Here is a 22,893-nt window from a genome sequence, read left to right as displayed (position 1 = left end):
GAGGGGTCCAGTTACCTCCTCCGTGTCGTCCTGACGGAGGTCAGGACCCAGTGGCGTTTGCCGCAGACAACTGCCACCGGTGAAACGCAACGAACGACACTGGGTCCCGGCTTTCGCCGGGACGACAAGTCAGGGATGGCTCAGATAACCGAGGGGTCCAGTTACCTCCTCCGTGTCGTCCTGACGGAGGTCAGGACCCAGTGGCGTTTGCCGCAGACAACTGCCACTGGTGGAACGCAACGAACGACGCTGGGTCCCGGCCTGCGGCGGGACGACAAGTCAGGGAAGCCTCAGATAACCGAGGGTTCGAGTTGCCCTCTTCTGTGTCGTCCCGACCTGCCACGCCAGAAACAAAAAAGCCGTTCTGCTTGCACAGAACGGCTTTTTTATTGGCATCAGACTCACTCAGCCTCGACGATCCACGCGGCCTGGATCGCTTCCAGGATGCGTTCGCCCGAGCGGTTCGGGTCATCATCGAAACCGTCCAACTCCAGCACCCAACGATGCAGGTCGGTGAAGCGGATGGTCGTGGGATCGATGTTGGGAAACTTGTCGTACAGTTCCTCGGCGATCTGCTGGGTGTCGGTCCATTTCATGGTCGTCTCCTCGCTATCCCGCGGCGTCCGCGCGGGGTCAGTGGTTTTCGGAAGCGTGGTTGATCGTGTACTTCGGGATTTCGACGGTCAGGTCGTCTTCGCCCAGCACCACCTGGCACGACAGGCGCGAGGTCGCTTCCAGGCCCCAGGCCATGTCCAGCAGGTCCTCTTCCTTGTCGGTCGGTTCGTTGAGCGTATTGAAGCCTTCGCGGATCACCACGTGGCAGGTGGTGCAGGCACAGGATTTTTCGCAGGCGTGCTCGATGTCGACGTCGCTGTCGAGCATGGCGTCGCACAGGGTCTTGCCGGCGGGCGCGTCGATCACGGTGCCCTGCGGGCACAGTACCGGATGGGGGAGAATGACGATCTGAGGCATAGGTTGCTTTCGGTGATTCTGTTGATTCGTTGGATGCGGCGGATTAGGACACTTCGTCGAGCTTCTTGCCGGCCAGCGCGGCATGCACGCTGCGGTCCATGCGGCGTGCGGCGAACTCTTCAGTGCCGTGCGCCAGCGCGTCGACTGCGGCCTTGATGGCGTGGTGGTCGTCACCCTTGGCGGCGGCTTCCACCGCGATCAATTGCGCTTCGATGGCGGCGTGCTCGTCGGCCGAGAGCAGCGCGGCGTCGGCATTGAGTGCCGAGCGGGTGGCCAGCACGATGCGCTCTGCTTCGACCTGCTCTTCGCGCAGGGCGCGGCGTTGCATGTCTTCGTCGGCCGAGGTGAAGGACTCCTGCAGCATGCGTGCGATCTCGTCGTCGCCCAAACCGTAGGACGGCTTGACGCTGATCGAGGCCTCCACGCCGGAGGTCATCTCGCGCGCCGAGACGGCCAGCAGGCCGTCGGCATCGACCTGATAAGTCACGCGGATACGCGCGGCGCCGGCGGCCATCGGCGGGATGCCTCGTAGCTCAAAGCGCGCCAGCGAACGGCAGTCGGCGACCAGCTCGCGCTCGCCCTGCACCACATGGACCGCCATCGCGGTCTGGCCATCCTTGAAGGTGGTGAACTCCTGGGCGCGCGCGCACGGGATGGTGGAGTTGCGCGGGATGACCTTCTCGGCCAGGCCGCCCATGGTTTCGATGCCCAGCGACAGCGGAATCACGTCCAGCAGCAGCCAGTCGTCGCCCGGCGCACGATTGCCGGCCAGCAGGTTGGCCTGCACCGCGGCGCCCAAAGCCACCACCTTGTCGGGATCGATGTTGGACAGCGGATTGGTCTTGAAGAACTCGCCCACCGCGCGACGGATGTGCGGCATGCGGGTGGCGCCGCCGACCAGCACCACGCCGTCGACGTCTTCCACGCTCAGTGCAGCGTCGCGCAGGGCGCGGCGCATGGGGGTAATGGTCTTGGCCACCAGGTGCTGGGTAATCTCGTTGAACTGGGCGGCGGTGATCGTCAGATGCACTTCCTCGCCTGACTTCAGGGAAGCGTCGATGTGCACTTCGTCCTTGGTCGACAGCAGTTCCTTGACCTCGCGCGCCTTCACCATCAGCAGACGCGTGTCTTCGTCCGACAGCGGCTGCAGCTGCGACTCCTGGCTGATCCAGCAGAACAGGCGATGGTCGAAATCGTCGCCGCCCAGCGCGGAATCGCCGCCGGTGGCCAGCACTTCGAACACGCCGCGGGTCAGCTTGAGGATGGAAATATCGAAGGTGCCGCCGCCCAAGTCGTAGACGGCGAAAACGCCTTCGGATTCGTTGTCCAGGCCGTAGGCGATGGCGGCGGCAGTCGGCTCGTTCAACAGGCGCAGCACGTTCAGGCCGGCCAGCTGCGCGGCGTCCTTGGTGGCCTGGCGCTGGGCATCGTCAAAATAGGCCGGCACGGTGATCACCGCGCCCACCAGGTCGTCGCCCAGCGCGTCTTCAGCGGTCTGGCGCAGCGTGGCCAGGATCTGGGCCGAGACTTCCACCGGGCTCTTCACGCCGGCCACGGTCTTGATCTGCACCATGCCGGGCTGGTCCTGGAAGTCGTACGGCATGTTTTCGGCATGCGCGATGTCCTTCAGGCTGCGGCCCATGAAGCGCTTGACCGAGACGATGGTGTTGCGCGGATCGGTGGTCTGCGCGGCCTGGGCCTTGTAGCCGATGTTGGCATGGCCGTTGGGCAGGTAGCGCACCACCGAGGGCAGCAGCACGCGGCCGTCGTCGTCGGCCAGCACTTCGGGAATGCTGTTGCGCACGGTGGCCACCAGCGAGTTGGTGGTGCCAAGGTCGATGCCCACCGCCAGGCGGCGCTGGTGCGGCGCGGTGGACATGCCGGGTTCGGAGATCTGGAGTAAGGCCATAGTGAGTCTGTCGTCGTTATTCGTGCGATCGCTCGCGCATTATTCGGGAAGCGCCATCCGGATGCCGAGGCCGATGAAGGCGCAGCCTGCGAGGCGGTTCAAATGGACGGAGGCGGAAGCGCGGCGGCGGAAGTACGCGCCGACGGCGCCGGAAAACAAGGCGATCGCGCTGAAGATGGCGAACGCCTGCAGGATGAACACCAGCGCCAGGATCAGCATCTGCAGCGGCACGTGGCCGGCATCGGGATGCACGAACTGCGGCAGGAAGGCGATGAAGAACAGCGTCACCTTGGGGTTGAGCATATTGGCCAGCACGCTTTGCCAGTAGATGCGCTGCAAGGGCACGCCGGGATTGCCTTCATCGGCGGCCAGTGCGATGCCGGCCGAGGCCGAGCGCAGCGTGCGGTAGCCGAGGTAGGCCAGGTAAGCCGCGCCAGCGTATTGCAGCGCGTGGTAAGCGGGAGGATAGGCCTTGATCAGCGCGGCGAAGCCCAGCACCGCCAGCAGCGTATGGAAGATCAGCCCGGAGGAAAAACCGGCGGCTGCCACCAGTCCGGCCTTCTTGCCCTGGGCGATGCCGCGCGTGAGCACGTAGATATTGTCGGGCCCCGGCGCAAGCGTGAGCGTCATGGCGGCCAGCAGGAACAGGAAGATATCGGGCATGTCGTCGCGCGTCCTTGGGTTGTACCGGGGTTGGGGTCAGCCTTCGATCAGGGTGAAGGCGTCGCCGATCTCGGCGCCGAATTTGTCGAGGAACATCAGCTGGCGCACCAACTGGCCGGCCTGGGTGTAATCGCCGCCGTCCAGCGCCACCTCGATGCGCGCGACCTCGGCCTTTTTCCCGGCCAGCAGTTCGGCGTTGAGCTGCTCCAGCGCATCCAGGTCACGCCCGGCCTTGGCGTCGTCCAGCGTCTCGCGCCATTCCATCTGCTGCATCAGGAACGCCGGTGCCATCGCCGTGTTCGACTCGGTCTGCAGATCCACGCCGTTGAGCTCGCACAGATAGCGCGCGCGGCGCAACGGGCTCTTCAGCGTCTGGTAAGCCTCGTTGGCGCGCGTGGCCCATTGCATCGCCACACGCTTTTCAGCGTCGCTGGCGTGGGCAAACTTGTCCGGATGCGCCTGCGCCTGCACGCGGTGGTAGGCCTGCTCCAGCGCCTTGGTGTCGACGGCGAAGCGTTGCGGCAGCTGGAACAGGTCGAAATGGTTTTGCATGGCTGAAAAATAAAAAGCCTGTCGGACATCAACAGGCTTGGCTCATCAACGACTGCGAATGGGAGACACTCACTTGCGCCGCCTGCCGCCCCGCTTGGGCGGCCCCTCATCGGGAGGGCAACGCGGCGATCGCAGGGCTGTCACAGGATTCGGCTAAGCACTGCCGCCGGCGACACACATGCCGCACGGCGGGAACACGGACAAGATGCGATGGATCAGATGCGGAAGCTTTCGCCGCAGCCGCACTCGTCCTTGACGTTCGGGTTCTGGAACTTGAAGCCTTCGTTCAGGCCTTCGCGCGCAAAATCCAGCTCGGTGCCGTCGATGTAAGGCAAGCTCTTGGGATCGACAAAGACGCGCACGCCGTGCGACTCGAAGACGGTGTCTTCGGCGATCTGCTCATCCACATACTCGAGCTTGTACGCCAGGCCCGAGCAACCGGTGGTGCGCACGCCCAGGCGCAGGCCGATGCCCTTGCCGCGGCGCTCCATGTACCGGCTGATGTGTTTTGCTGCCTTCTCTGTCAATGTGATTGCCATGATGCCTGCCTTGCTGCTGTCAAAAACGGCTTGCGCCTGATGCCTATACCTGACTCGAAATCAGGCAGCTGCCTTCTGCTCTGCGCCGTGCTTGGCCTTGTAGTCCTGCACCGCGGCCTTGATGGCGTCTTCGGCCAGGATCGAGCAGTGGATCTTCACCGGCGGCAGCGCCAGTTCTTCGGCGATCTGGGTGTTCTTGATGGACAGCGCTTCGTCCAGCGTCTTGCCCTTGACCCATTCCGTCACCAGCGACGAGGAGGCAATGGCCGAACCGCAGCCGTAGGTCTTGAACTTGGCGTCCTGGATCACGCCGTCGGCGCCGACCTTGATCTGCAGCTTCATCACGTCGCCGCAGGCCGGCGCGCCGACCATGCCGGTGCCGACGGTCTCGTCGCCCTTTTCAAAGGCGCCGACGTTGCGCGGGTTCTCGTAGTGGTCGAGTACTTTTTCCGAATAAGACATGTTCTTGCTCCTTGAAGATGTTTCACCGCAACCAGCTTCTGTTCCTGATGCTTGCTAGCGGCGGCTGGCAGAGTTCTGGTTTAGTGTGCCGCCCACTGGATCGTGGAGAGGTCGACGCCGTCCTTGTACATGTCCCACAGCGGGGACAGTTCACGCAGCTTGCCGACCTTGCTCTTGATCAGGTTGACGGTGAAATCGATATCTTCCTCGGTGGTGAAGCGACCGATGGTGAAACGGATGGAGCTGTGCGCCAGTTCGTCGCTGCGGCCCAGGGCGCGCAGCACGTAGGACGGCTCCAGGCTGGCCGAGGTGCAGGCCGAGCCGGACGACACGGCGATGTCCTTGATCGCCATGATCAGCGACTCGCCTTCGACGTAGTTGAAGCTCACGTTCAGGTTGTGCGGCACACGGTGCTCCATGTCGCCGTTGATATAGGTTTCTTCGATTTCCTGCAGACCCTTGGCCAGGCGGTCGCGCATGGCGCGGATGTGGCTGAGCTCGCTGTCCATCTCTTCACGGGCCAGGCGGAAGGCTTCGCCCATACCGACGATCTGGTGCGTGGCCAAAGTGCCCGAGCGCAGACCGCGCTCGTGACCGCCGCCGTGCATCTGCGCTTCGATGCGCACGCGCGGCTTGCGACGCACATACAGCGCGCCGATGCCCTTGGGACCGTAGGACTTGTGGGCCGAGAAGCTCATCAGGTCGACCTTCCAGTTTTCCAGGTCGATCTTGACCTTGCCGGTCGCCTGGGCGGCGTCGCTGTGGAAGATGATGCCCTTGGAGCGGCAGAACTCGCCGATTTCCGGAACCGGCTGGATCACACCGATTTCATTGTTGACCAGCATGACCGACACCAGGATGGTGTCCGGGCGCACCGCTTCGGCGATCTGCTCGACGGTCACCAGGCCGTTGTCCTGCGGTTGCAGGTAGGTCGCTTCGAAACCGATGCGCTCCAGCTCACGGAAGGTGTCCAGCACAGCCTTGTGCTCGGTCTTGACCGTGATGATGTGTTTGCCTTTGGTTTTGTAGAACTGCGCCGCCCCCTTGATGGCGAGGTTGTTGCTCTCGGTGGCGCCGGAGGTCCAGATGATCTCGCGCGAATCGGCGTTGACCAGCTTGGCGACTTCCTCGCGCGCCTCTTCGACCGCCTTCTCCGCCGACCAACCGTACATGTGACTGCGCGACGCCGGATTGCCGAACTGCTCACGCAGGTAGGGAATCATCTTGTCGGCCACGCGCGGATCGACCGGGGTGGTCGCCGAGTAGTCCATGTAGATCGGGAAGTGCGGAGCCTTGATGGTCTCCAGCAGGCTTTTTTCGAGAGGTGCGTTCATAATCTGTTCTTGCTCCAAATCAGGCTGCGGCTTGCGGGCGGTGCATTACCACCACGCTCTGCTTGTCGGCGGGACGATGTTCCGCCGTCTTGTGTTCCTTCTGCTGGTCGACCAGGTCCTGCAATGAGACCGAATCTAGGTACTCGACCATTTTTTCGTTCAGGGTCGACCACAGGTCGTGCGTCATGCAGCGTGTGCCACCAGGGTGGGACGCGCTGTGGCAATTTTCCTTGCCGCCGCACTGGGTCGCATCGAGGGGTTCATCCACGGCGATGATGATGTCGGCCACCGACACATCAGCCGCCTTGCGGGCCAGGTTGTAGCCGCCGCCGGGTCCGCGCACGGACTCGACGATCTGGTGGCGCCGCAGTTTGCCGAACAACTGCTCCAGATATGATAAAGAAATTTCCTGGCGCTCGCTGATCGCGGACAGCGTGACGGGACCGTTGCCTTGGCGCAAAGCCAAGTCGATCATCGCTGTCACGGCAAAACGGCCTTTGGTGGTGAGACGCATGGATTCCTGCTCCAGAAACAGTGGATCTGTGATTCCCTGAATTCCCGAATATTTGAGTCAAGTATATCAAACCCGAGTAAATCTGTCAGGTAACAAATTGGAGCGAATCGCCGAAATCAAGACGCCCATCCCGGGCGCCGGTTCGAATTCGCGCCATTTTCCTGCTTCCGGCGGGCATTTCCGTTCGATTGCCCCTTATCGATCTGGTAAGATGTCCCAACACTTTTTTCATCTAACGGCTGCGGGCCTTCCTAAAAACGACAATCCGGCCCGTATCCGCATTTCAATTACAACGACATGGATGTAAGCGACACCCCCAACCCGCTGCTGCGCCCGCGCCGCAAGACCCAAAGCCTGTCGCAGGAAGTGGTGGCCGCGCTGACCGAGATGATCAACAGCGGCAGCCTGCAGCCCGGAGACAAGCTGCCCACCGAGTCCGAGATCATGCAGAACCAGGGCGTTTCCCGCACCGTGGTGCGCGAAGCCATCTCGCGCCTGCAGGCCGCCGGCCTGGTGGAGACCCGTCACGGCATCGGCACCTTCGTGCTGGAGGTCAAGAAGGGTTCCAACATCAACATCGACCCGGCCACCATCACCACCATGCGCGACCTGCTGGCGCTGCTGGAGCTGCGCATCAGCCTGGAAACCGAGACCGCAGGCCTGGCCGCCGCGCGCCGCACCGACGAGCAACTGCGCGAGATTCGCGAGGCGCTGGACGCCTTCCGCGAGAACCAGCTGGCCGGCGGCGATACCGTGGGCCCGGACTTCCGCTTCCACTTCGCCATCGCCAACGCCACCGGCAACCGCTACTTCATCGAGATCATCAGCCACCTCGGCATGGGCGTGATCCCGCGCAAGCGCCTCAACACCGCCGAACTGGCGCACGACCAGCAGGCGGTCTACCTGGACCGCGTGCAGCGCGAACACGAAGACATCTACGAAGCCATCGCTCGCAGCGACACCGAGGCCGCGCGCGCCGCCATGCGCAACCACCTCACCAACAGCCGCGAGCGCCTGCGCCGCGCGCAGCAGGAAGCGGAGTCCGGCGCCGCCGCCTGACCCCACGCCTGCCTCCCCTCCCCGGACGAACAGCGCGCCTGTTCGTCCGGCGGCAAAAATCCCACAGCACCCCGCTCCCGTCATCGCCCGCACAAAAACTGCTGGATTTCTGCAAATTCATGTTGTACGATGACTGATATCCTATTAGGATATGTACACAAAACAAAAAACACAGATCCATCTATTCCAATATCCAATTCTTAACGGCGTTGAGCGAAACCATGTCCAAGTACACACCCCAAGACCTCAAAACGATCCTCTCTTCCGGCCTGCTGTCGTTCCCGCTGACCGACTTCGATGAACAAGGCGACTTCCGCCCGAAGACCTACATCGAGCGCCTGGAATGGCTGGCACCGTACGGCGCCAGCGCCCTGTTCGCCGCCGGCGGCACCGGTGAGTTCTTCTCGCTGGTCCCGGGCGAGTACTCCGACATCATCCGCACCGCCGTCGATACCTGCCGCGGCAAGGTCCCCATCATCGCCGGCGCTGGCGGCTCCACCCGCGCCGCCATCGCTTACGCACAGGAAGCCGAGCGCCTGGGCGCGCACGGCATCCTGCTGATGCCGCACTACCTGACCGAAGCCAGCCAGGACGGCATCGCCGCCCACGTTGAAGCGGTCTGCAAATCGGTCAACTTCGGCGTCATCATCTACAACCGCGCAGTGTGCAAGCTCAACGCCGAGACCCTGCAAAAGCTGGCCGACCGTTGCCCCAACCTGATCGGCTTCAAGGACGGCATCGGCGAGATCGAACCGATGGTCCACATCCGCCGCAAGCTGGGCGACCGCTTCACCTACCTGGGCGGCCTGCCGACCGCGGAAGTCTACGCTGCAGCCTACAAGGCGCTGGGCGTGCCGGTGTACTCCTCGGCCGTGTTCAACTTCATCCCCAAGACCGCCGTGCAGTTCTACGAAGCGATCGCCAAGGACGACCACGCCACCGTCGGCCGCCTGATCGATGACTTCTTCCTGCCCTACCTGGAAATCCGTAACCGCAAGGCCGGCTACGCGGTGTCCATCGTCAAGGCCGGCGCCAAGATCGTGGGTCATGATGCAGGTCCGGTGCGCACTCCGCTGACCGACTGCACCCCGGCCGAGCACGAAGAACTGGCCGCACTGATCAAGAAGCTGGGTCCGCAATAAGCTTCCAGCTATCCCTCGAGGGGCCACAGGAAACTGCGGCCCCTTTTTTGTTTCAGCACGTGCGGCTTCGCCAGCATGCGCGCCCCCATAACAACCCAAGGAGAACCGAATGTCCCAGTTTGCCAACCTGATCAACGGCGAATGGCTGCAAGGCCCCAGCGTCAACAAGAACGTCAATCCCTCCGACCTGTCGGACGTGATCGGCGAGTACGCCCAGGCCGACGCGGCCCAGACCGAGATCGCAATCGCCGCCGCCCATGCAGCCTTCCCGGCCTGGAGCGTGGGCAACATCCAGGCGCGCTCGGACGCGCTGGACAAGATCGGCACCGAGATCCTGGCGCGCCGCGAAGAGCTGGGCACCCTGCTCTCGCGCGAAGAAGGCAAGACCCTGCCCGAAGGCATCGGCGAGGCCACCCGCGCCGGCAACATCTTCAAGTTCTTCGCCGCCGAAGTGCTGCGCATGCGCGGCGACAAGCTGGCCTCGGTGCGCCCCGGCATGGACGTGGAAATCACCCGCGAGCCGCTGGGCGTGATCGGCATCATCGCGCCGTGGAATTTCCCGCTCGCCATCCCCGCCTGGAAGATCGCGCCGGCGCTGGCCTACGGCAACACCGTGGTGTTCAAGCCGGCCGAACTGGTGCCGGGTTCGGGCTGGGCCATCGCCGAAATCATCAGCCGTTCCGGCATTCCGGCCGGCGTGTTCAACCTGGTGATGGGCCGCGGCTCGGTGGTCGGCCAGCGCTTCATCGATGACCGCCGCGTGGCCGGCATCTCCTTCACCGGCTCGGTCGCCACCGGCCAGCGCGTGGCGCAAGGCGCGATTGCGCGCATGGCCAAGTTCCAGCTGGAAATGGGCGGCAAAAACCCGATGGTGGTCTTGAACGACGCCGACCTGGATGTGGCCGTGACCGCCGCCGTGCAAGGCGCCTTCTTCTCCACCGGCCAGCGCTGCACCGCCTCCAGCCGCCTGATCGTCGAAAAGGGCATCTACCCGCGCTTCATCGAAGCGGCACGCGAACAGTTGGCCAAGGTCAAGGTCGGCCACGCGCTGCAAAAGGAAAGTCAGATCGGCCCCGTGGTCGACCAGTCGCAGCTGGACCAGGACATGTCCTATGTCGCCATCGGCCGCGACGAAGGCGCCAAGCTGGTGTCCGGCGGCGAGCGCGTGGCGCGCGACACCGACGGCTTCTACATGGCCCCGGCCCTGTTCGCCGATGCCCACAACGACATGCGCATCTCGCGCGAGGAAATCTTCGGCCCGGTGGCCGCCGTGATCCCCGCCGACAACTACGAGCATGCGCTGCAGCTGGCCAACGACACCGAGTTCGGCCTGTCCTCCGGCATCTGCACCACCTCTCTGAAGTACGCCACCCACTTCAAGCGCCACGCGCAGGCCGGCATGGTGATGGTCAACACCGCCACCGCGGGCGTGGACTATCACGTGCCCTTCGGCGGCCGCAAGGGTTCCAGCTACGGCGCGCGTGAGCAAGGCACGTATGCGGCGGAGTTCTACACCACGGTGAAGACTTCGTACACGCAAGCCTGAGGCAATCCATAGCGAGCGTCACCGGGCCCCTGCTTGCGCAGGGGTGCGGTGTCGTCCACTGGCCGCAGTATCGCAGCGAAAGTCGCTGGGTCCCTGCTTTCGCAGGGACGACGTGGTATCTGGTTCAAACGGATGAAGGTGGCATTTACCTCCTTCGTGTCGTTCCTGCGAAAACGGATGAAGGCGAAGTTCACCTCCTCCGTGTCGTTCCTGCGAAAACGGATGAAGGTGAAGTTCACCTCCTCCGTGTCGTTCCTGCGAAAACGGATGAAGGTGAAGTTCACCTCCTCCGCGTCGTTCCTGCGAAAACGGATGAAGGCGAAGTTCACCTCCTCCGCGTCGTTCCTGCGAAAACGGGTGAAGGTGACATTCACCTCCTCCGTGTCGTTCCTGCGAAAGCAGGAACCCAGCGTCGTTCAGCGCATCATCGAAAAGAATGCCGGCACGAAAAAAAACCTCCGTCTTGCGACGGAGGTTTTTTATTTTGCAGCCGGACAATCCACCGGGCCAGCCAGTCAAAACTCTTCCCAATCCTGGCTATCGTCCTTGGCGCGGGCGCTGCCCGCCGCCGGCTTGACCGATGCCGCAGGCAGCTTGGGCGCGCTCTTCGGCGCCGGCGCGGCTTCCTTGGGAGCAGCCGCCACGGGAGCGGGCGCTGCCACCGGTGCGGCCCGCTTGGCGGTAGGCGCCGGACGCGCAGCAGCGGCGGCCGCCGCGCGCGCATCGATCTTGAAGATGCTGACCGCGCTCACCAGGTTGGTGGCCTGCGCCTGCAGCGACTGGGCGGCGGCCGCAGCCTGCTCGACCAGGGCGGCGTTCTGCTGGGTCACCTCATCCATTTGCGTGATGGCCTGATTGACCTGCTCGATGCCGGTGCTTTGCTCGCGGCTGGCCTCGGCGATCTCGCCGACGATGTCGGTCACGCGCTGCACGCTGTCGACCACATCGGCCATGGTCATGCCGGCCTGCTCCACCAACTGGCTTCCGGTACTGACCTTCTCCACCGAATCGTCGATGAGCGACTTGATTTCCTTGGCGGCGGCGGCCGAACGCTGGGCCAGCGAACGCACTTCGGAGGCCACCACGGCAAAGCCGCGGCCCTGCTCGCCGGCGCGCGCCGCCTCCACCGCGGCGTTCAGCGCCAGGATGTTGGTCTGGAACGCAATGCCGTCGATCACACTGATGATGTCGACGATCTTGCGCGAAGAATCATTGATGGCCTGCATGGTATCGACCACCTGCGACACCACCTCGCCGCCCTTGCTGGCGGTGGACGAGGCCGAATGCGCCAGCTGGTTGGCCTGCATGGCGTTCTCGGCGTTCTGGCGCACGGTGCCGGTGAGTTGCTCCATCGACGCAGCAGTCTCTTCCAGCGAGCTGGCCTGCTGCTCGGTGCGCGAGGACAGGTCCATGTTGCCGGCCGCGATTTCCTTGGCGCTGGTGTCGATGCTCTCGGAGCTGGTGTGCACGCGCGAGACGGTGTTGAGCAGGCTTTGCTGCATGCTGCGGATGGCGCCGAACAGGCGGCCGATCTCGTTGGTGCTGTCGACTTCAACCTTGGCGGTCAGGTCGCCATTGGCCACCTGGTCCAGCAAGTTCACCGCGCGGTTCAGCGGCGCCAGCACGATGCTACGCAGCAGCATCAGCACCGCCAGCACCAGGATCATGGCGCCGATCAGGCCGGCCACCACCATCCAGACCACCATGCTGTATTCGCGATCACGCTCGTCGGCGACCTGGTCGCTCAGTTCCATGGCGCGCTTCTGGTACTTCTCCAGCGCGACCGAGAAGCGCGTGCCGCTCGGGCTGATCTGCTTGGTGTTGAGTTCCGAATAGGCGGTGACGTTGCCGGCGGCGAGCAAGGTTTCAGCTTGCTTGAGCTGATCGTTGAGGGCCTTGGCCGACTCGATCAACTCGGTCCTGACCGCCGCATCCTGGCCTGCCAGATCGGGCAACTTGGCGAAGTCCTCGGCGTACTTCAGGCCGCGATCATAGGTCGTCCGGGCGCTCTTGGCGGCCGCATCCGCCACGGCCTGGTCGCCCTTTTCCATCAGGGTCGCGTAGATACGCGTCTGCGCCGAACGCGTACGCGTGGTGTCCTTGTAGGCGTCGTTGATCACCAGCGCGCGCTGGCCCAGCTGGTGCACATATTCGGTCGCCTGGTTGGCCCGTCCCAGGGCATAGATGCCGACGCCAGCGCCGACCACGATCATGCATGAAAACAGCGCCACTGCGCTCATCAGGCTGAAGCGAACCGTCAGATTCCGCATTCCCTCTCTCCGCTCAATTTTTGTAAAACAAAAGACAAACCCCAAAACTTTGCCGCAGAAGATACAGCAAGAAACCTCTCGTCCAAGATGCCAGCAAATCGACGAAAGCAGCCCTATTTCCCCGTTAGGCCCCATGGGGACGCAATCTCCCCATATCAATTTTGCAACAAGGAGACGTGCGCCGTCCCTGCGTTGGATCAAGCCAAGGCGAATCTGCGCGGCAAACATTGCGCCGGGGCATGTCCCTCAACATGCCCGACGCAGCTTGCCATTACGGCAAGTCGATGATCTCCACCCAGTTGGGATTGCGACCCAGGGTGTAGCGGAACAGCGGCTTGAGCGCGCCGCTGTCGCGGTCGATGGCGTAGCTGGTCAGCCCCGCCTTCTGGCCCACGGCCAGCAGGAAGCGTCCCTGCGGATCGATGTTGAACCCGCGCGGCTGGGTTTCGGTAGGAATGTTGAGCACCCGCGTGAGCTTGCCGCTGGCGGCATCGACGCGGTAGCCCGAGAGCGTGTTGGAAGTGCGCTCGCTGGCGTAGAGATAGCGGCCGTCCGGGGTCAGGTGCAAATCGGCCGTGGCCAGCTGCTCGCTGGTCTTGAAACCGTCCGGCAGCGCGCTGTCGGTGGCCTGCAGGCTCAGCGTGCCGGCCTTGGCGTCATAGCCGTAGGTGTTGACGGTGCCGTCCAGCTCGTTGGTCGAGTAGACGAAGCGGCTATCGTTGGAGAACACGAAGTGACGCGGCCCCGCGCCGGCCTTGGTGGCCACCGATGCCGGCGCGTTGGGCGCTACCTTGCCGGTGGCGGCGTCAAAGCGGAACTGCAGGATCACGTCGCTGCCCAGGTTGGAGGCGAACAGGAAGGCGTTGTCCGGCGACACCTGGGCCGAGTGCGCGTTCTTGCCGGTGGCGATGACCGCCAGCGGCGGCGCCTGCACGGCGCCGTCGGCGCCGATGGCGTTGACCGAAATCTTGTGTCCGGTGTAGGACGCGCCGAACAGGTAGCGGCCGGTCTTGTCGGTGGCGATGTTGGCCATGTTGTCGGCTAGCGGCGCCTTGGACAAGGCCGTCAGCTTGCCGCTGCGCTGGTCGATGGCGTAGCTCACCACCGAGTAGGGCTGGCCGCGCAGCGACGCGTACAGGTACTTGCGATCGGGGCTCACTGCCAGCGGCATCACGGTGCTGCCGGTGTCGACCTTGTCGACCAGGTTGACCCTGCCGTCGGCGTTGATCTGCAGCACGTAGATGTCCTGGCTGTCGGCGTTGGAGACGTAGGCAATGGTCACGGCGCCCGCTTGGGCGGAGCCCAGCGTCAGGGCCGAGGCGACGGCCAGGGTGGCGATGCGCGCGGGAATGGATGTGGTTTTCTGGTTCATGGCGTCTCCTTGCGGATGATTGTTGTTGAGGTACTGCTGATGGTGTGGATCTTATGGATGTTGCTTGCCGCGTTCTCGTTACCGGATACACCCTGCCCTGCGGCCGTGCATACGGCGCATTGTCGGCATCAGGCAGGATGAAAAAAGGGACCCGCAAGCGGATCCCTCAGGGATGATCAGGTCACCGGCGCCGGGTTGAACAGCGTCAGCGCGTTGTGCAGCTTCCATTGTTCGGCCCAGGTGCGCTTCTTGCCGCTGGCCACGTCCAGCATCAGCTGGAACAGCTCCCAGCCGACGTCTTCGATGGTGGCTTCGCCGCTGGCGATACGGCCGGCGTTGACGTCCATCAGGTCGTGCCAGCGTCGCGCCAGGTCGTTGCGGGTGGCGACCTTGATCACCGGCACCGCAGCCAGGCCGTAGGGCGTGCCGCGGCCGGTGGTGAAGATGTGCACGTTCATGCCGGCAGCCAGCTGCAGCGTGCCGCAGATGAAGTCCGAGGCTGGCGTGGCGGCGTAGATCAGGCCCTTCTGCTGCAGCTTGTCGCCCGGCGCCAGCACGCCCGAGATCGGGCTGCTGCCCGACTTGACGATCGAGCCCATGGCCTTCTCGACGATGTTGGCCAGGCCGCCCTTTTTGTTGCCCGGGGTGGTGTTGGCGCTGCGGTCGACGCCGCCTTGCTTGAGGTAATTGTCGTACCAGTCCATCTCGCGGATCATGGCCTGGGCCACGTCCTCGTTGACGGCGCGCGAGGTCAGCTGGTCGATGCCGTCACGCACTTCGGTCACTTCCGAGAACATCACCGAGGCGCCGGCGCGCACCAGCAGGTCGGTGGCAAAGCCCACGGCCGGGTTGGCGGTCACGCCCGAGAAGGCGTCGCTGCCGCCGCACTGCACGCCGACCACCAGGTCCGAGGCCGGGCAGGTTTCGCGGCGACGCTTGTTGAGCTCGGTCAAGCGCGCTTCGGCCATCTGCAGGATCGAGTCGATCATGGAGTTGAAGCCGACGTGCTCTGAATCCTGCAGGCACACCACGTAAGGCTCGCCGGCCTTGTGGATGGGGATCATGTTTTCCGGCAGCAGGCGGTTGGGCTGCAGCTTTTCGCAGCCCAGGCTGACCACCATGGCCTGGCCGCCGAAGTTCGGGTTCAGGCTGATATTGCGCAGCGTGCGGATCGGGATGCCGGCATTAGGCGCGTCGATCGCCACGCCGCAGCCGTAGGTGTGCTCCAGCGCCACCACGTCTTCCACGTTGGGATATTTCGGCAGCAGCTCGGCACGGATGCGCTTGACCGCGTGCTCCACCACGCCGGCCACGCACTGTACGGTGGTGGTGATGGCCAGCAGGTTGCGCGTGCCGACCGAACCGTCGGCGTTGCGGTAACCCTCGAAGGTATAGCCTTCCAGCGGCGGCAGCGGCGCCGGTTTTTTGGTGGCGATGGGCAGGTTGTCCAGCTCGCGCGCCGGCGGCATCTGCACCAGGGACTCCTCGATCCAGCTGCCCTTGGGAATGTCGCGCACGGCGTAGCCGATGGCCACGTCGTAACGCACGATGGCGTCGCCCTGCTTCAGGTCGCGCAGCGCGATCTTGTGGCCCTGCGGGACACGGTCGACCAGGGTCAGGCCGTCGGGGAACACGGTGCCGGCCGGCAAGCCGCCGTCGTTGACGACGATGGCCACGTTGTCCGTGTCGTTCATCATGATGTAGCGCGGAGTGGATGCCTGGCTGGCGGCTGCGCTGGCGGTGGTGTCGGTGCTCATGCTGGTTCCCATGCAACTGAATGCTTCACAAAAACGAAAATGGCGGCCCGCTTGCAGGGCCGCCGATACTGCCGGATCAGGCGTCTTTCAGTTCAACGCGCTTGATTTCCTTGACGATGACAAGATAGCTGATCACGGTGATCAGCGCATTCACGCCGACGAACACCAGGGCGCCGGCGAAGGAACCAGTTTCCTTGACGATGTAGCCGATCACGATCGGGGTGGTGATGCCGGCGACGTTGCCGAACATGTTGAACAGGCCGCCCGAGAGACCGACGATCTGCTTGGGCGCGGTGTCGGCCACCACGGCCCAGCCCAGCGCGCCGACGCCCTTGCCGAAGAAGGCCAGCGCCATGATGCCCACCACCATCCACTGCGCGTCGACGTAGTTGCACAGGATCATGGTCATCGACAACAGCATGCCGCCGACGATGGGGATCTTGCGCGCCCAGGTCACCGACACGCCACGCTTGATCAGGCGGTCCGAAATGATGCCGCCGACCACACCGCCGATGAAACCGCACACCGCCGGGATCGAGGCCACGAAGCCGGCCTTCAGGATCGACATGCCGCGCTCCTGCACCAGGTACACCGGGAACCAGGTCAGGAAGAAGTAGGTGATCACGTTGATGCAGTACTGGCCGATGTACACGCCCAGCAGCATGCGGTTGGACAGCAGTTGCTTGATATAGCCCTTGCCCTTGGTCGAGGCCGCCGGCGCCGCCTTGCGGTTGTCCATGTCGACCAGGCCGCCGCCCTCTTCAATGTGGGTCAGCTCGGCCTTGTTGATCATCGGATGATCCTTCGGGCTGTAGATGATCTTGCCCCAGATCATGGCCAGCACGATGCCGACTACGCCCATCACGGTGAACACATGGTGCCAGCTGTAGGCGTGCACGATCCAGGCCATCAGCGGCGTGAACAGCACGGCGGCAAAGTATTGCGCCGAGTTGAAGATGGCCGAGGCAGTGCCGCGCTCCTTGGTCGGGAACCAGGCCGCCACGATGCGGCCGTTGGCCGGGAAGGACGGCGCTTCGGCCAGGCCCACCATGAAGCGCAGCAGGAACAGCGTCACCACCGCCGCAGCGGTGCTCATCCAGGTCACGCCGGCTTGCAGGACGGTGAAGAAGGACCACAGGCCGATACTCCACATGTAGATCTTCTTGGAGCCGAAGCGGTCCAGCAGCCAGCCGCCCGGCAACTGCGCCAGCACGTAGGCCCAGCTGAAGGCCGAGAAGATATAACCCATGGTGACCGGATCCAGGCTCAGTTCGGTCTTCATCGCCGAACCGGCGATCGAGAGCGTGGCGCGGTCGGCGTAGTTCACCGTGGTCACCACGAACAGCATGAACAGGATCAGATAGCGGACGTGGCTGGGCTTGACTGCGCCGGCCGCCGTCGCGGTGGTATTGCTATTTGCCAATTGTTTTCTCCAGATCTCGACTCGCCGTCAAGAAACCTGAGCTCCACGTCGTCATGCGCTCTCCCCTCGCCGCCTGGTGGCGCCGGTGGGCAACGCATGGGAACAGACCGAGGATGGGGCGGGCGTCTCTCTTAGCGTATTGTTTTTAGTGATTGAATATTAATTGTTATAAGACATCGTACAACGATGAGACAAAGTATAACAGGAGTAAGCGCTTTGGCAATAGGGGTGGAAGATCGTTTTCGACAAACTGCCCCGCTGCCCGCTATGGCAATAGGGGCGGTGCTTTGAGCAGCATACCGGACTCGCTTTATAAGGCGGGAACAGCGCGCCGGCAGGTGAGCTTCCCGGCTTGCCCGGTCCATCGCATGCCGGTCATTGTCGGCCCGACAGAGACAAGTTGTATGACATGACCTATGACAACAATGGCCATCTGAATACCGTTTGTCCATCAAGCGGACAAAAAAGGGAAGGAGCGCAAGCCCCTTCCCCAACCAAGCGGCGCGGCCGCAAGGGCCGCAACCAGTTACCGCGATGCGAACGCCATCAGCCGTGCGCGTATTCCTTTTTCACCGCGCCGCTGTCCGCGTGATCAATGTCGCGGTCCGGACGCATGGCCAGCGTGGCCAACGCCCCGATCAGCAGGAACACGCCTGAGCCGACGAACGGCAGCTTCCAGTTGCCCGACAGATCGACGACGGCGCCGAACACCAGCGGCGAGATGATGGTGGCCAGCGCCGCGCCGGTATTCAACATGCCGCTGGCAGTGCCCGCGAACTTGGGCGCCACGTCCATGGGCACGGCCCAGATCGGCCCGATGGTCAGCTCCAGCATGAAAAATGCGCCGGACAGGCACCACACCACGACGTTGACGTCGCTGCTGGTCATCACCGGGATCAGGAAACCGAAGGTGCCCACCAGGCTGGCGGCGATCACGCCCTGGCGCGCCAGGCGCAGGTTGCCGGTGCGCTTCAGTACGCGGTCGCTGATCAGGCCCCCGGTGACGTCGCCCACCACGCCGGCGAAGAACACGCCGGAGGCAAAGATCGCCGATTTTTTCAGATCCAGGTGATAGGCATTCATGAAGAAGATCGGCACCCAGCTGAAGAACAGCGTGTTGGTCCACACCTGGCAGAAGTAGACGAAGATGGTCGGCGACATGCGGCGCAGGATCTTCTTCCACGGCGTGGCGTCGCCGCTGGCCGCAGCCGCCCTGGCATGCTCGGGCAGCTTGGCCAGCTCGGCCTCGTTGATGCTGCGATGCTCGCGCGGGTCGTCCTTGTAGTAGAGCGCCCAGACCACGATCCACACCGCCGTCAGCACGCCGACGATGATGAAGGCCGCGCGCCACGAATGCAGCGCCACCAGCACCGCCACGATCGGCGGCGCCACGGCGTTGCCCAGCCGCGAGAACGAGTGCGTGATGCCTTGCACGAAGCCGCGATCCTTGCGCGTGAACCAGTTGGCGATGGCGCGCGCCTGGGCCGGCAGCGCCGCGCCCTCACCGATGCCCAGCAGCAGCCGCGCCAGCACCAGCGACGCCAGCCCGCTGACGAAACCGGTGGCGATGGTGGCCACCACCCAGATGGAGCCGCAGACGATCAGCGTCTTCTTGGCGCCCAGCTTGTCGGCGAACCAGCCGCCGATGATCTGGAACACCGCATAGGTATAGCCGAACGCGGAAAAGGCCACGCCCAGCGTGGTGTTGGACAGGCCGAGTTCATCCTTGATCGGCCCGGCAGCCGCGGCCAGGTTGACGCGATCGAGATACAGGATGAAAGACATGGCGCAGAAGATCGCCAGCATGTATTTCTGGACGTGGGTCTGCTGCCCGTGATTGAGTTTGGCGTTCATGGTCTCCTCATCTCTTTGGATGGTCGTTATAGGGTTGTTATATGCGCCGGTGCCGGGCCGGCTATGGATGAGCCGGGCCTCAGGACGCCGGCTCGATCCGGTAAAAGCGTGCGGCGGTGCCCGCCATCACGGCTTCGGCCTGTTCCCGCGGCAAGTCCGACAGCGCCTCGGTGAAGGTGGCGACCAGCAGGTCGTAATCCACCTTGAGCGACGAGACCGGAAAGTTGGAGCCGAACATGCAGCGCGAGGCGCCGAAAATCGCGATGGCCTGGCGGATGATCTGCCTGACCTCGGACGGGTTCCAGTCAGCGTCGCGCACGCCGAACTCGGACAGTTTGAGACAGACGTGGGGATGGGCGGCCAGCCGCTCCAGGCCACGCCGCCACTTGCCCAAGCCGTCGGCGCTGCGATCCCACGGCAGGCCGGTATGGTTGACGACGATGGCGATGCCGGGAAACTCTCCCGCCACCGCCGCCGCCTCTTCCAGATGCCAGACCGGCACACGCACATCCCATGACAAGCCGTAGCGCTCCAGTTGCTGCAAGCCATCCAGCCAGCGCGGATCGCCCATGCTCCCGGCCTGCGGTCGCGGGGCGTCGGGCCGCGCCGCGGTGGTGGGCTTGCAGCGGATACCGCGCACCAGCGCAAAGGCGGCCTGCCTGCGCAACTGATCGTCGATGTCGGCGGCGCCGAAGTCGGCGTACGCCACCACTGCATTGGGAAAGCCGTACTGCGCATGCACCTGGTGCAGCCACTCGGTCTCGGCCAGCGCCTCGGCGCGGTCGCGTTCGGCCTCGATGTGGACGGTCCCCACCAGCGGATGACGCCGGCTGCGCTGCAGATAATCCGGGGCCTGGAAGTCGACGCAGAAGCTCCGGTAGGGGCCGAGGAAGAATTGGTCGCCGATGTACTCGTCCTGCAGCCACGGATAGTGCCCGCTCGCCAGCGCCCACAGGTGATGATGGGCATCGATGATGGGCAAGGCATCCGCAGCCCAGGGGCCGGCGGCGCTAGTGTGCTTGTCATGGAGGGTGTGCATGTTGCCTTCGTCGCGGCTCAGTGCGCTCAATCAGACATCGGACTCGGAAGAGTCGGTCGCCGGCGGCGCCGGCACCAGCGACACCAGCATGGCCGCGGCCACCAGCACCCCGGCCAGCGACAACATGGCGTAGTTGGTGGAGCCGGTCCAGTCCTTGATCAGGCCGACGATCCAGGGGCCGAAGAAACCCGCCAGGTTGGCCAGCGAGTTGATCAGGGCGATGCCCGCCACCGCCGCCATGCCGCCCAGCACCGAGGTCGGCAGGCTCCAGAACAGCGGATACACCGAGAGGATACCGGCCGTCGCCAGGCACAGGCCGACGATGGAGAGGCTGGCGGTATCCTGCATCAGCACCGACAACGTCAGGCCGAGTGCGCCCAGCACGAAGGCGATGCCGATATGCAGCCTGCGCTTCCGGGTGCGGTCGGCGCTCGCGGTCAGCACCAGCATCAGCGCGATGGCGCAGATATTGGGCAAGGTGGTGATCAAGCCGATGTAGAACGTATCGGCCACGCCGAGGTTGCGGATGATGGACGGCAGCCAGAAACTCAGCCCGTAGTTGGCCAGGTTCAGCGCGAAGAAAATCAGGGTGAACTGCCACAGGCGCGGATGCAGCAGCAGGCGGCCCATCGGGATATGGCTCTTGGCGCGCTCGTCGGCGGCGATTTCGGCCTTCAGTAATCCCTTCTCGCGCGCGCTCAGCCACTTGGCCTGGTCGATGCCGTCATCCAGATAGAACAGCGCGATCACGCCCAGCAGGATGGACGGCAAGGACTCGAGCACGAACAGCCACTGCCACGCCTTCATCATGCCGACGTCGGCCATGTAATGCATGATGGCGCCCGACAGCGGACCGCCGATCACGCCGGCCAGCGCCAGCGCGGTATAGAAGAAGCCCATGGTGCGCCCGCGGCGCGCTGCGGGAAACCAGTAAGTCAAGTACAGGATCACGCCCGGCAGGAAGCCGGCCTCGGCCAGCCCGAGCAGGAAACGCATCACATAAAAGCTGATCGGATCCGTCACGAACACCATGCCGCACGAGATGATGCCCCACGAGATCATGATGCGGCTGATCCAGCGGCGCGCGCCGAAGCGCGCCATCAGCAGATTGCTGGGCACCTCGAAGATGAAATAGCCGAGGAAGAACACGCCGGCGCCGAAACCGTACACGGCGTCGCTCAGCGCCAGGTCCGACATCATCTGCAGCTTGGCGAAACCGACGTTGATGCGGTCCAGGTAAGCCGCCAGGAAGCACAGCATCAGGAAGGGAATGAAGCGCCAGGTCAGGCGCGCATAGAGCCGCCCTACTTCGCTGTGATCGGCAGCCGGGGCGTCGGCGCCGACCTCCATGGCATATCGGTTCATGCTTGTCTCCGTTTGTCTTCTTATGATGTTCGCCGGTGCTCGCCGCCGGCCGGCGTGATGACCGTCCGCGCTCAGCGCCGGCTGCGGTTCTCCCCCATGCGGCAGGCCAGCTCGAAGGCATTGGCCATGGCCGTGGGCTTGGCGATACCCTGGTCGACGATGTCGTAGGCGGTGCCGTGCGCCGGCGTGGTGATGGGAATGGGCAGGCCGCCCTCCACCGTCACACCGACGTCGAAGCCCAGCAGCTTGGTAGCGATCTGACCCTGGTCGTGGTACATGGTGACGATGCCGTCCAGCTTGCCGGCCTTGGCGCGCAGGAAGATGGTGTCAGCCGGGAACGGGCCTTCGGACGGGCAGCCGCCGTCGGCCGCCAGCTTGATGCCGGGTTCGATGACGTCGATCTCTTCGCGGCCGTAGTTGCCGTTGTCGCCGTTATGCGGGTTGAAGCCGCACACGCCGATACGCGGATGGGGATTGCCGGCAGCGCGGAAGGATTCGGTCAGCATGCGGATCGCCGCCGCCACGCCCTGCGGCGTGAGGTGGGCGGAGACATCCTTCAACGGCATGTGCGAGGTCACGCGGCCGGTCCACAGGTCGTCCAGGATGTTGAGCTCGCCGCACAGCCCGCTGTAATCCAGCAGCTTGGCGAACCAGCGCATTTCGTCTTCCTCGTGCATGCCGCCCAGGCGCATCGCGCCCTTGTTCAGCGGTGCAAAACACAGCGCATCGGCGCGGCCCTCCGTGACCATGCGCGCGCCCAGTGTCAGCGACTCCAGGATGAACTTGCCGTTGGCTTCGGCCGCGACCGAGGCTTCGTATTGTGCGCCCTGCTGCGCCCAGTCGACGATCTGCAGCCAGTCGGACGCCTGCGGTAAGGGCAGATCGGCGACCTTGGCGGCGCGCTCGAGCGCGGGGGTGTTGCCGATCAGGATGATGTCGGCGCGCGCGCCGGTGGCGGGATCGGCCAACAGGCGCAGCACCAGCTCGGGGCCGATGCCCGCCGGATCGCCGATGGTCAGCGCGATGCGTGGCTTGCGGGAAGAAATTGCTGCTGTGGACATTGCTGCTCCTGTGTCTCGTGTGCTGTCGGAAGTCGGCAAACGCGCATGCACAGTGCAGGC

Annotated in this window: 21 protein-coding genes; 3 read left to right on the top strand and 18 right to left on the bottom strand. The window is 64.1% G+C overall.

The window, feature by feature from the left end; translation table 11 throughout:
* Positions 1-401: 401 nt before the first annotated feature.
* The 9 genes from iscX to iscR all read right to left on the bottom strand — a co-directional run bounded on the left by iscX (position 402) and on the right by iscR (position 6,945).
* Positions 402-596: a Fe-S cluster assembly protein IscX gene (iscX, locus tag J8I26_RS00580; RefSeq protein WP_209603083.1), complete on the bottom strand. Its 195-nt coding sequence runs from the start codon at positions 594-596 to the stop codon at positions 402-404.
* A gap of 37 nt (positions 597-633) precedes the next feature.
* Entirely contained in the window at positions 634-972 is a 339-nt protein-coding gene (fdx, locus tag J8I26_RS00575) for an ISC system 2Fe-2S type ferredoxin (protein ID WP_209603081.1), read from the bottom strand.
* A gap of 43 nt (positions 973-1,015) precedes the next feature.
* A complete protein-coding gene (gene hscA / locus J8I26_RS00570; protein ID WP_209603078.1) occupies positions 1,016-2,881 on the bottom strand; it encodes a Fe-S protein assembly chaperone HscA in 1,866 nt (621 codons plus the stop codon).
* Positions 2,882-2,920: 39 nt separating this feature from the next.
* Complete coding sequence (locus J8I26_RS00565) at positions 2,921-3,544, bottom strand: LysE family translocator (protein ID WP_209603077.1); 624 nt, start codon at positions 3,542-3,544, stop codon at positions 2,921-2,923.
* A gap of 36 nt (positions 3,545-3,580) precedes the next feature.
* Complete coding sequence (gene hscB / locus J8I26_RS00560) at positions 3,581-4,096, bottom strand: Fe-S protein assembly co-chaperone HscB (RefSeq protein ID WP_209603076.1); 516 nt, start codon at positions 4,094-4,096, stop codon at positions 3,581-3,583.
* A 215-nt stretch (positions 4,097-4,311) separates the two neighbouring features.
* Positions 4,312-4,635 carry an iron-sulfur cluster assembly protein IscA gene (iscA, locus tag J8I26_RS00555; RefSeq protein ID WP_209603074.1) on the bottom strand — a complete coding sequence of 108 codons (324 nt, stop codon included), beginning with the start codon at positions 4,633-4,635 and terminating at the stop codon, positions 4,312-4,314.
* A gap of 60 nt (positions 4,636-4,695) precedes the next feature.
* Complete coding sequence (gene iscU, locus J8I26_RS00550) at positions 4,696-5,097, bottom strand: Fe-S cluster assembly scaffold IscU (RefSeq protein ID WP_079215606.1); 402 nt, start codon at positions 5,095-5,097, stop codon at positions 4,696-4,698.
* Between the two features lie 80 nt (positions 5,098-5,177).
* Positions 5,178-6,431, bottom strand: a complete 1,254-nt coding sequence (locus J8I26_RS00545) for an IscS subfamily cysteine desulfurase (RefSeq protein WP_209603072.1) — start codon at positions 6,429-6,431, stop codon at positions 5,178-5,180.
* A 19-nt stretch (positions 6,432-6,450) separates the two neighbouring features.
* Positions 6,451-6,945 carry a Fe-S cluster assembly transcriptional regulator IscR gene (iscR, locus tag J8I26_RS00540; RefSeq protein ID WP_209603070.1) on the bottom strand — a complete coding sequence of 165 codons (495 nt, stop codon included), beginning with the start codon at positions 6,943-6,945 and terminating at the stop codon, positions 6,451-6,453.
* A 297-nt stretch (positions 6,946-7,242) separates the two neighbouring features.
* Between iscR and J8I26_RS00535 the strand changes: the two genes are divergently transcribed.
* The 3 genes from J8I26_RS00535 to J8I26_RS00525 all read left to right on the top strand — a co-directional run bounded on the left by J8I26_RS00535 (position 7,243) and on the right by J8I26_RS00525 (position 10,692).
* A complete protein-coding gene (locus J8I26_RS00535; protein ID WP_209603067.1) occupies positions 7,243-8,004 on the top strand; it encodes a FadR/GntR family transcriptional regulator in 762 nt (253 codons plus the stop codon).
* A 221-nt stretch (positions 8,005-8,225) separates the two neighbouring features.
* A complete protein-coding gene (gene kdgD / locus J8I26_RS00530; RefSeq protein ID WP_209603065.1) occupies positions 8,226-9,146 on the top strand; it encodes a 5-dehydro-4-deoxyglucarate dehydratase in 921 nt (306 codons plus the stop codon).
* Between the two features lie 109 nt (positions 9,147-9,255).
* Entirely contained in the window at positions 9,256-10,692 is a 1,437-nt protein-coding gene (locus J8I26_RS00525) for an aldehyde dehydrogenase family protein (protein ID WP_209603063.1), read from the top strand.
* Here the strand turns inward: J8I26_RS00525 and J8I26_RS00520 are convergent.
* From J8I26_RS00520 to J8I26_RS00480, 9 genes are all read right to left on the bottom strand, one after another.
* Positions 10,656-11,066 carry a hypothetical protein gene (locus tag J8I26_RS00520; protein ID WP_209603060.1) on the bottom strand — a complete coding sequence of 137 codons (411 nt, stop codon included), beginning with the start codon at positions 11,064-11,066 and terminating at the stop codon, positions 10,656-10,658. The genes J8I26_RS00525 and J8I26_RS00520 overlap by 37 nt on opposite strands.
* Positions 11,067-11,207: 141 nt before the next feature.
* A complete protein-coding gene (locus J8I26_RS00515; protein ID WP_209603057.1) occupies positions 11,208-12,962 on the bottom strand; it encodes a methyl-accepting chemotaxis protein in 1,755 nt (584 codons plus the stop codon).
* Between the two features lie 271 nt (positions 12,963-13,233).
* A complete protein-coding gene (locus J8I26_RS00510; RefSeq protein ID WP_209603054.1) occupies positions 13,234-14,334 on the bottom strand; it encodes a beta-propeller fold lactonase family protein in 1,101 nt (366 codons plus the stop codon).
* A gap of 176 nt (positions 14,335-14,510) precedes the next feature.
* Positions 14,511-16,091 carry a galactarate dehydratase gene (gene garD, locus J8I26_RS00505; protein ID WP_209603051.1) on the bottom strand — a complete coding sequence of 527 codons (1,581 nt, stop codon included), beginning with the start codon at positions 16,089-16,091 and terminating at the stop codon, positions 14,511-14,513.
* 76 nt (positions 16,092-16,167) lie between these two features.
* Positions 16,168-17,514, bottom strand: a complete 1,347-nt coding sequence (locus J8I26_RS00500) for an MFS transporter (RefSeq protein ID WP_209603050.1) — start codon at positions 17,512-17,514, stop codon at positions 16,168-16,170.
* 546 nt (positions 17,515-18,060) lie between these two features.
* Positions 18,061-19,368 (bottom strand): MFS transporter, encoded by a 1,308-nt coding sequence (locus J8I26_RS00495; RefSeq protein WP_209603048.1) that lies wholly within the window; start codon positions 19,366-19,368, stop codon positions 18,061-18,063.
* 79 nt (positions 19,369-19,447) lie between these two features.
* The gene (locus J8I26_RS00490) at positions 19,448-20,407 is read right to left on the bottom strand and encodes an amidohydrolase family protein (RefSeq protein WP_209603046.1); all 960 of its coding nucleotides are present in this window, start codon (positions 20,405-20,407) and stop codon (positions 19,448-19,450) included.
* A 30-nt stretch (positions 20,408-20,437) separates the two neighbouring features.
* Positions 20,438-21,772 (bottom strand): MFS transporter, encoded by a 1,335-nt coding sequence (locus J8I26_RS00485; RefSeq protein ID WP_209603044.1) that lies wholly within the window; start codon positions 21,770-21,772, stop codon positions 20,438-20,440.
* 71 nt (positions 21,773-21,843) lie between these two features.
* Complete coding sequence (locus tag J8I26_RS00480) at positions 21,844-22,833, bottom strand: 4-hydroxythreonine-4-phosphate dehydrogenase PdxA (protein WP_209603042.1); 990 nt, start codon at positions 22,831-22,833, stop codon at positions 21,844-21,846.
* Positions 22,834-22,893: the final 60 nt, after the last annotated feature.

The organism is Herbaspirillum sp. LeCh32-8 (assembly GCF_017814915.1).
In the GTDB taxonomy this organism is placed as follows: Bacteria; Pseudomonadota; Gammaproteobacteria; order Burkholderiales; family Burkholderiaceae_D; genus Herbaspirillum.
This window is presented reverse-complemented; position numbering and strand designations above follow the sequence as displayed.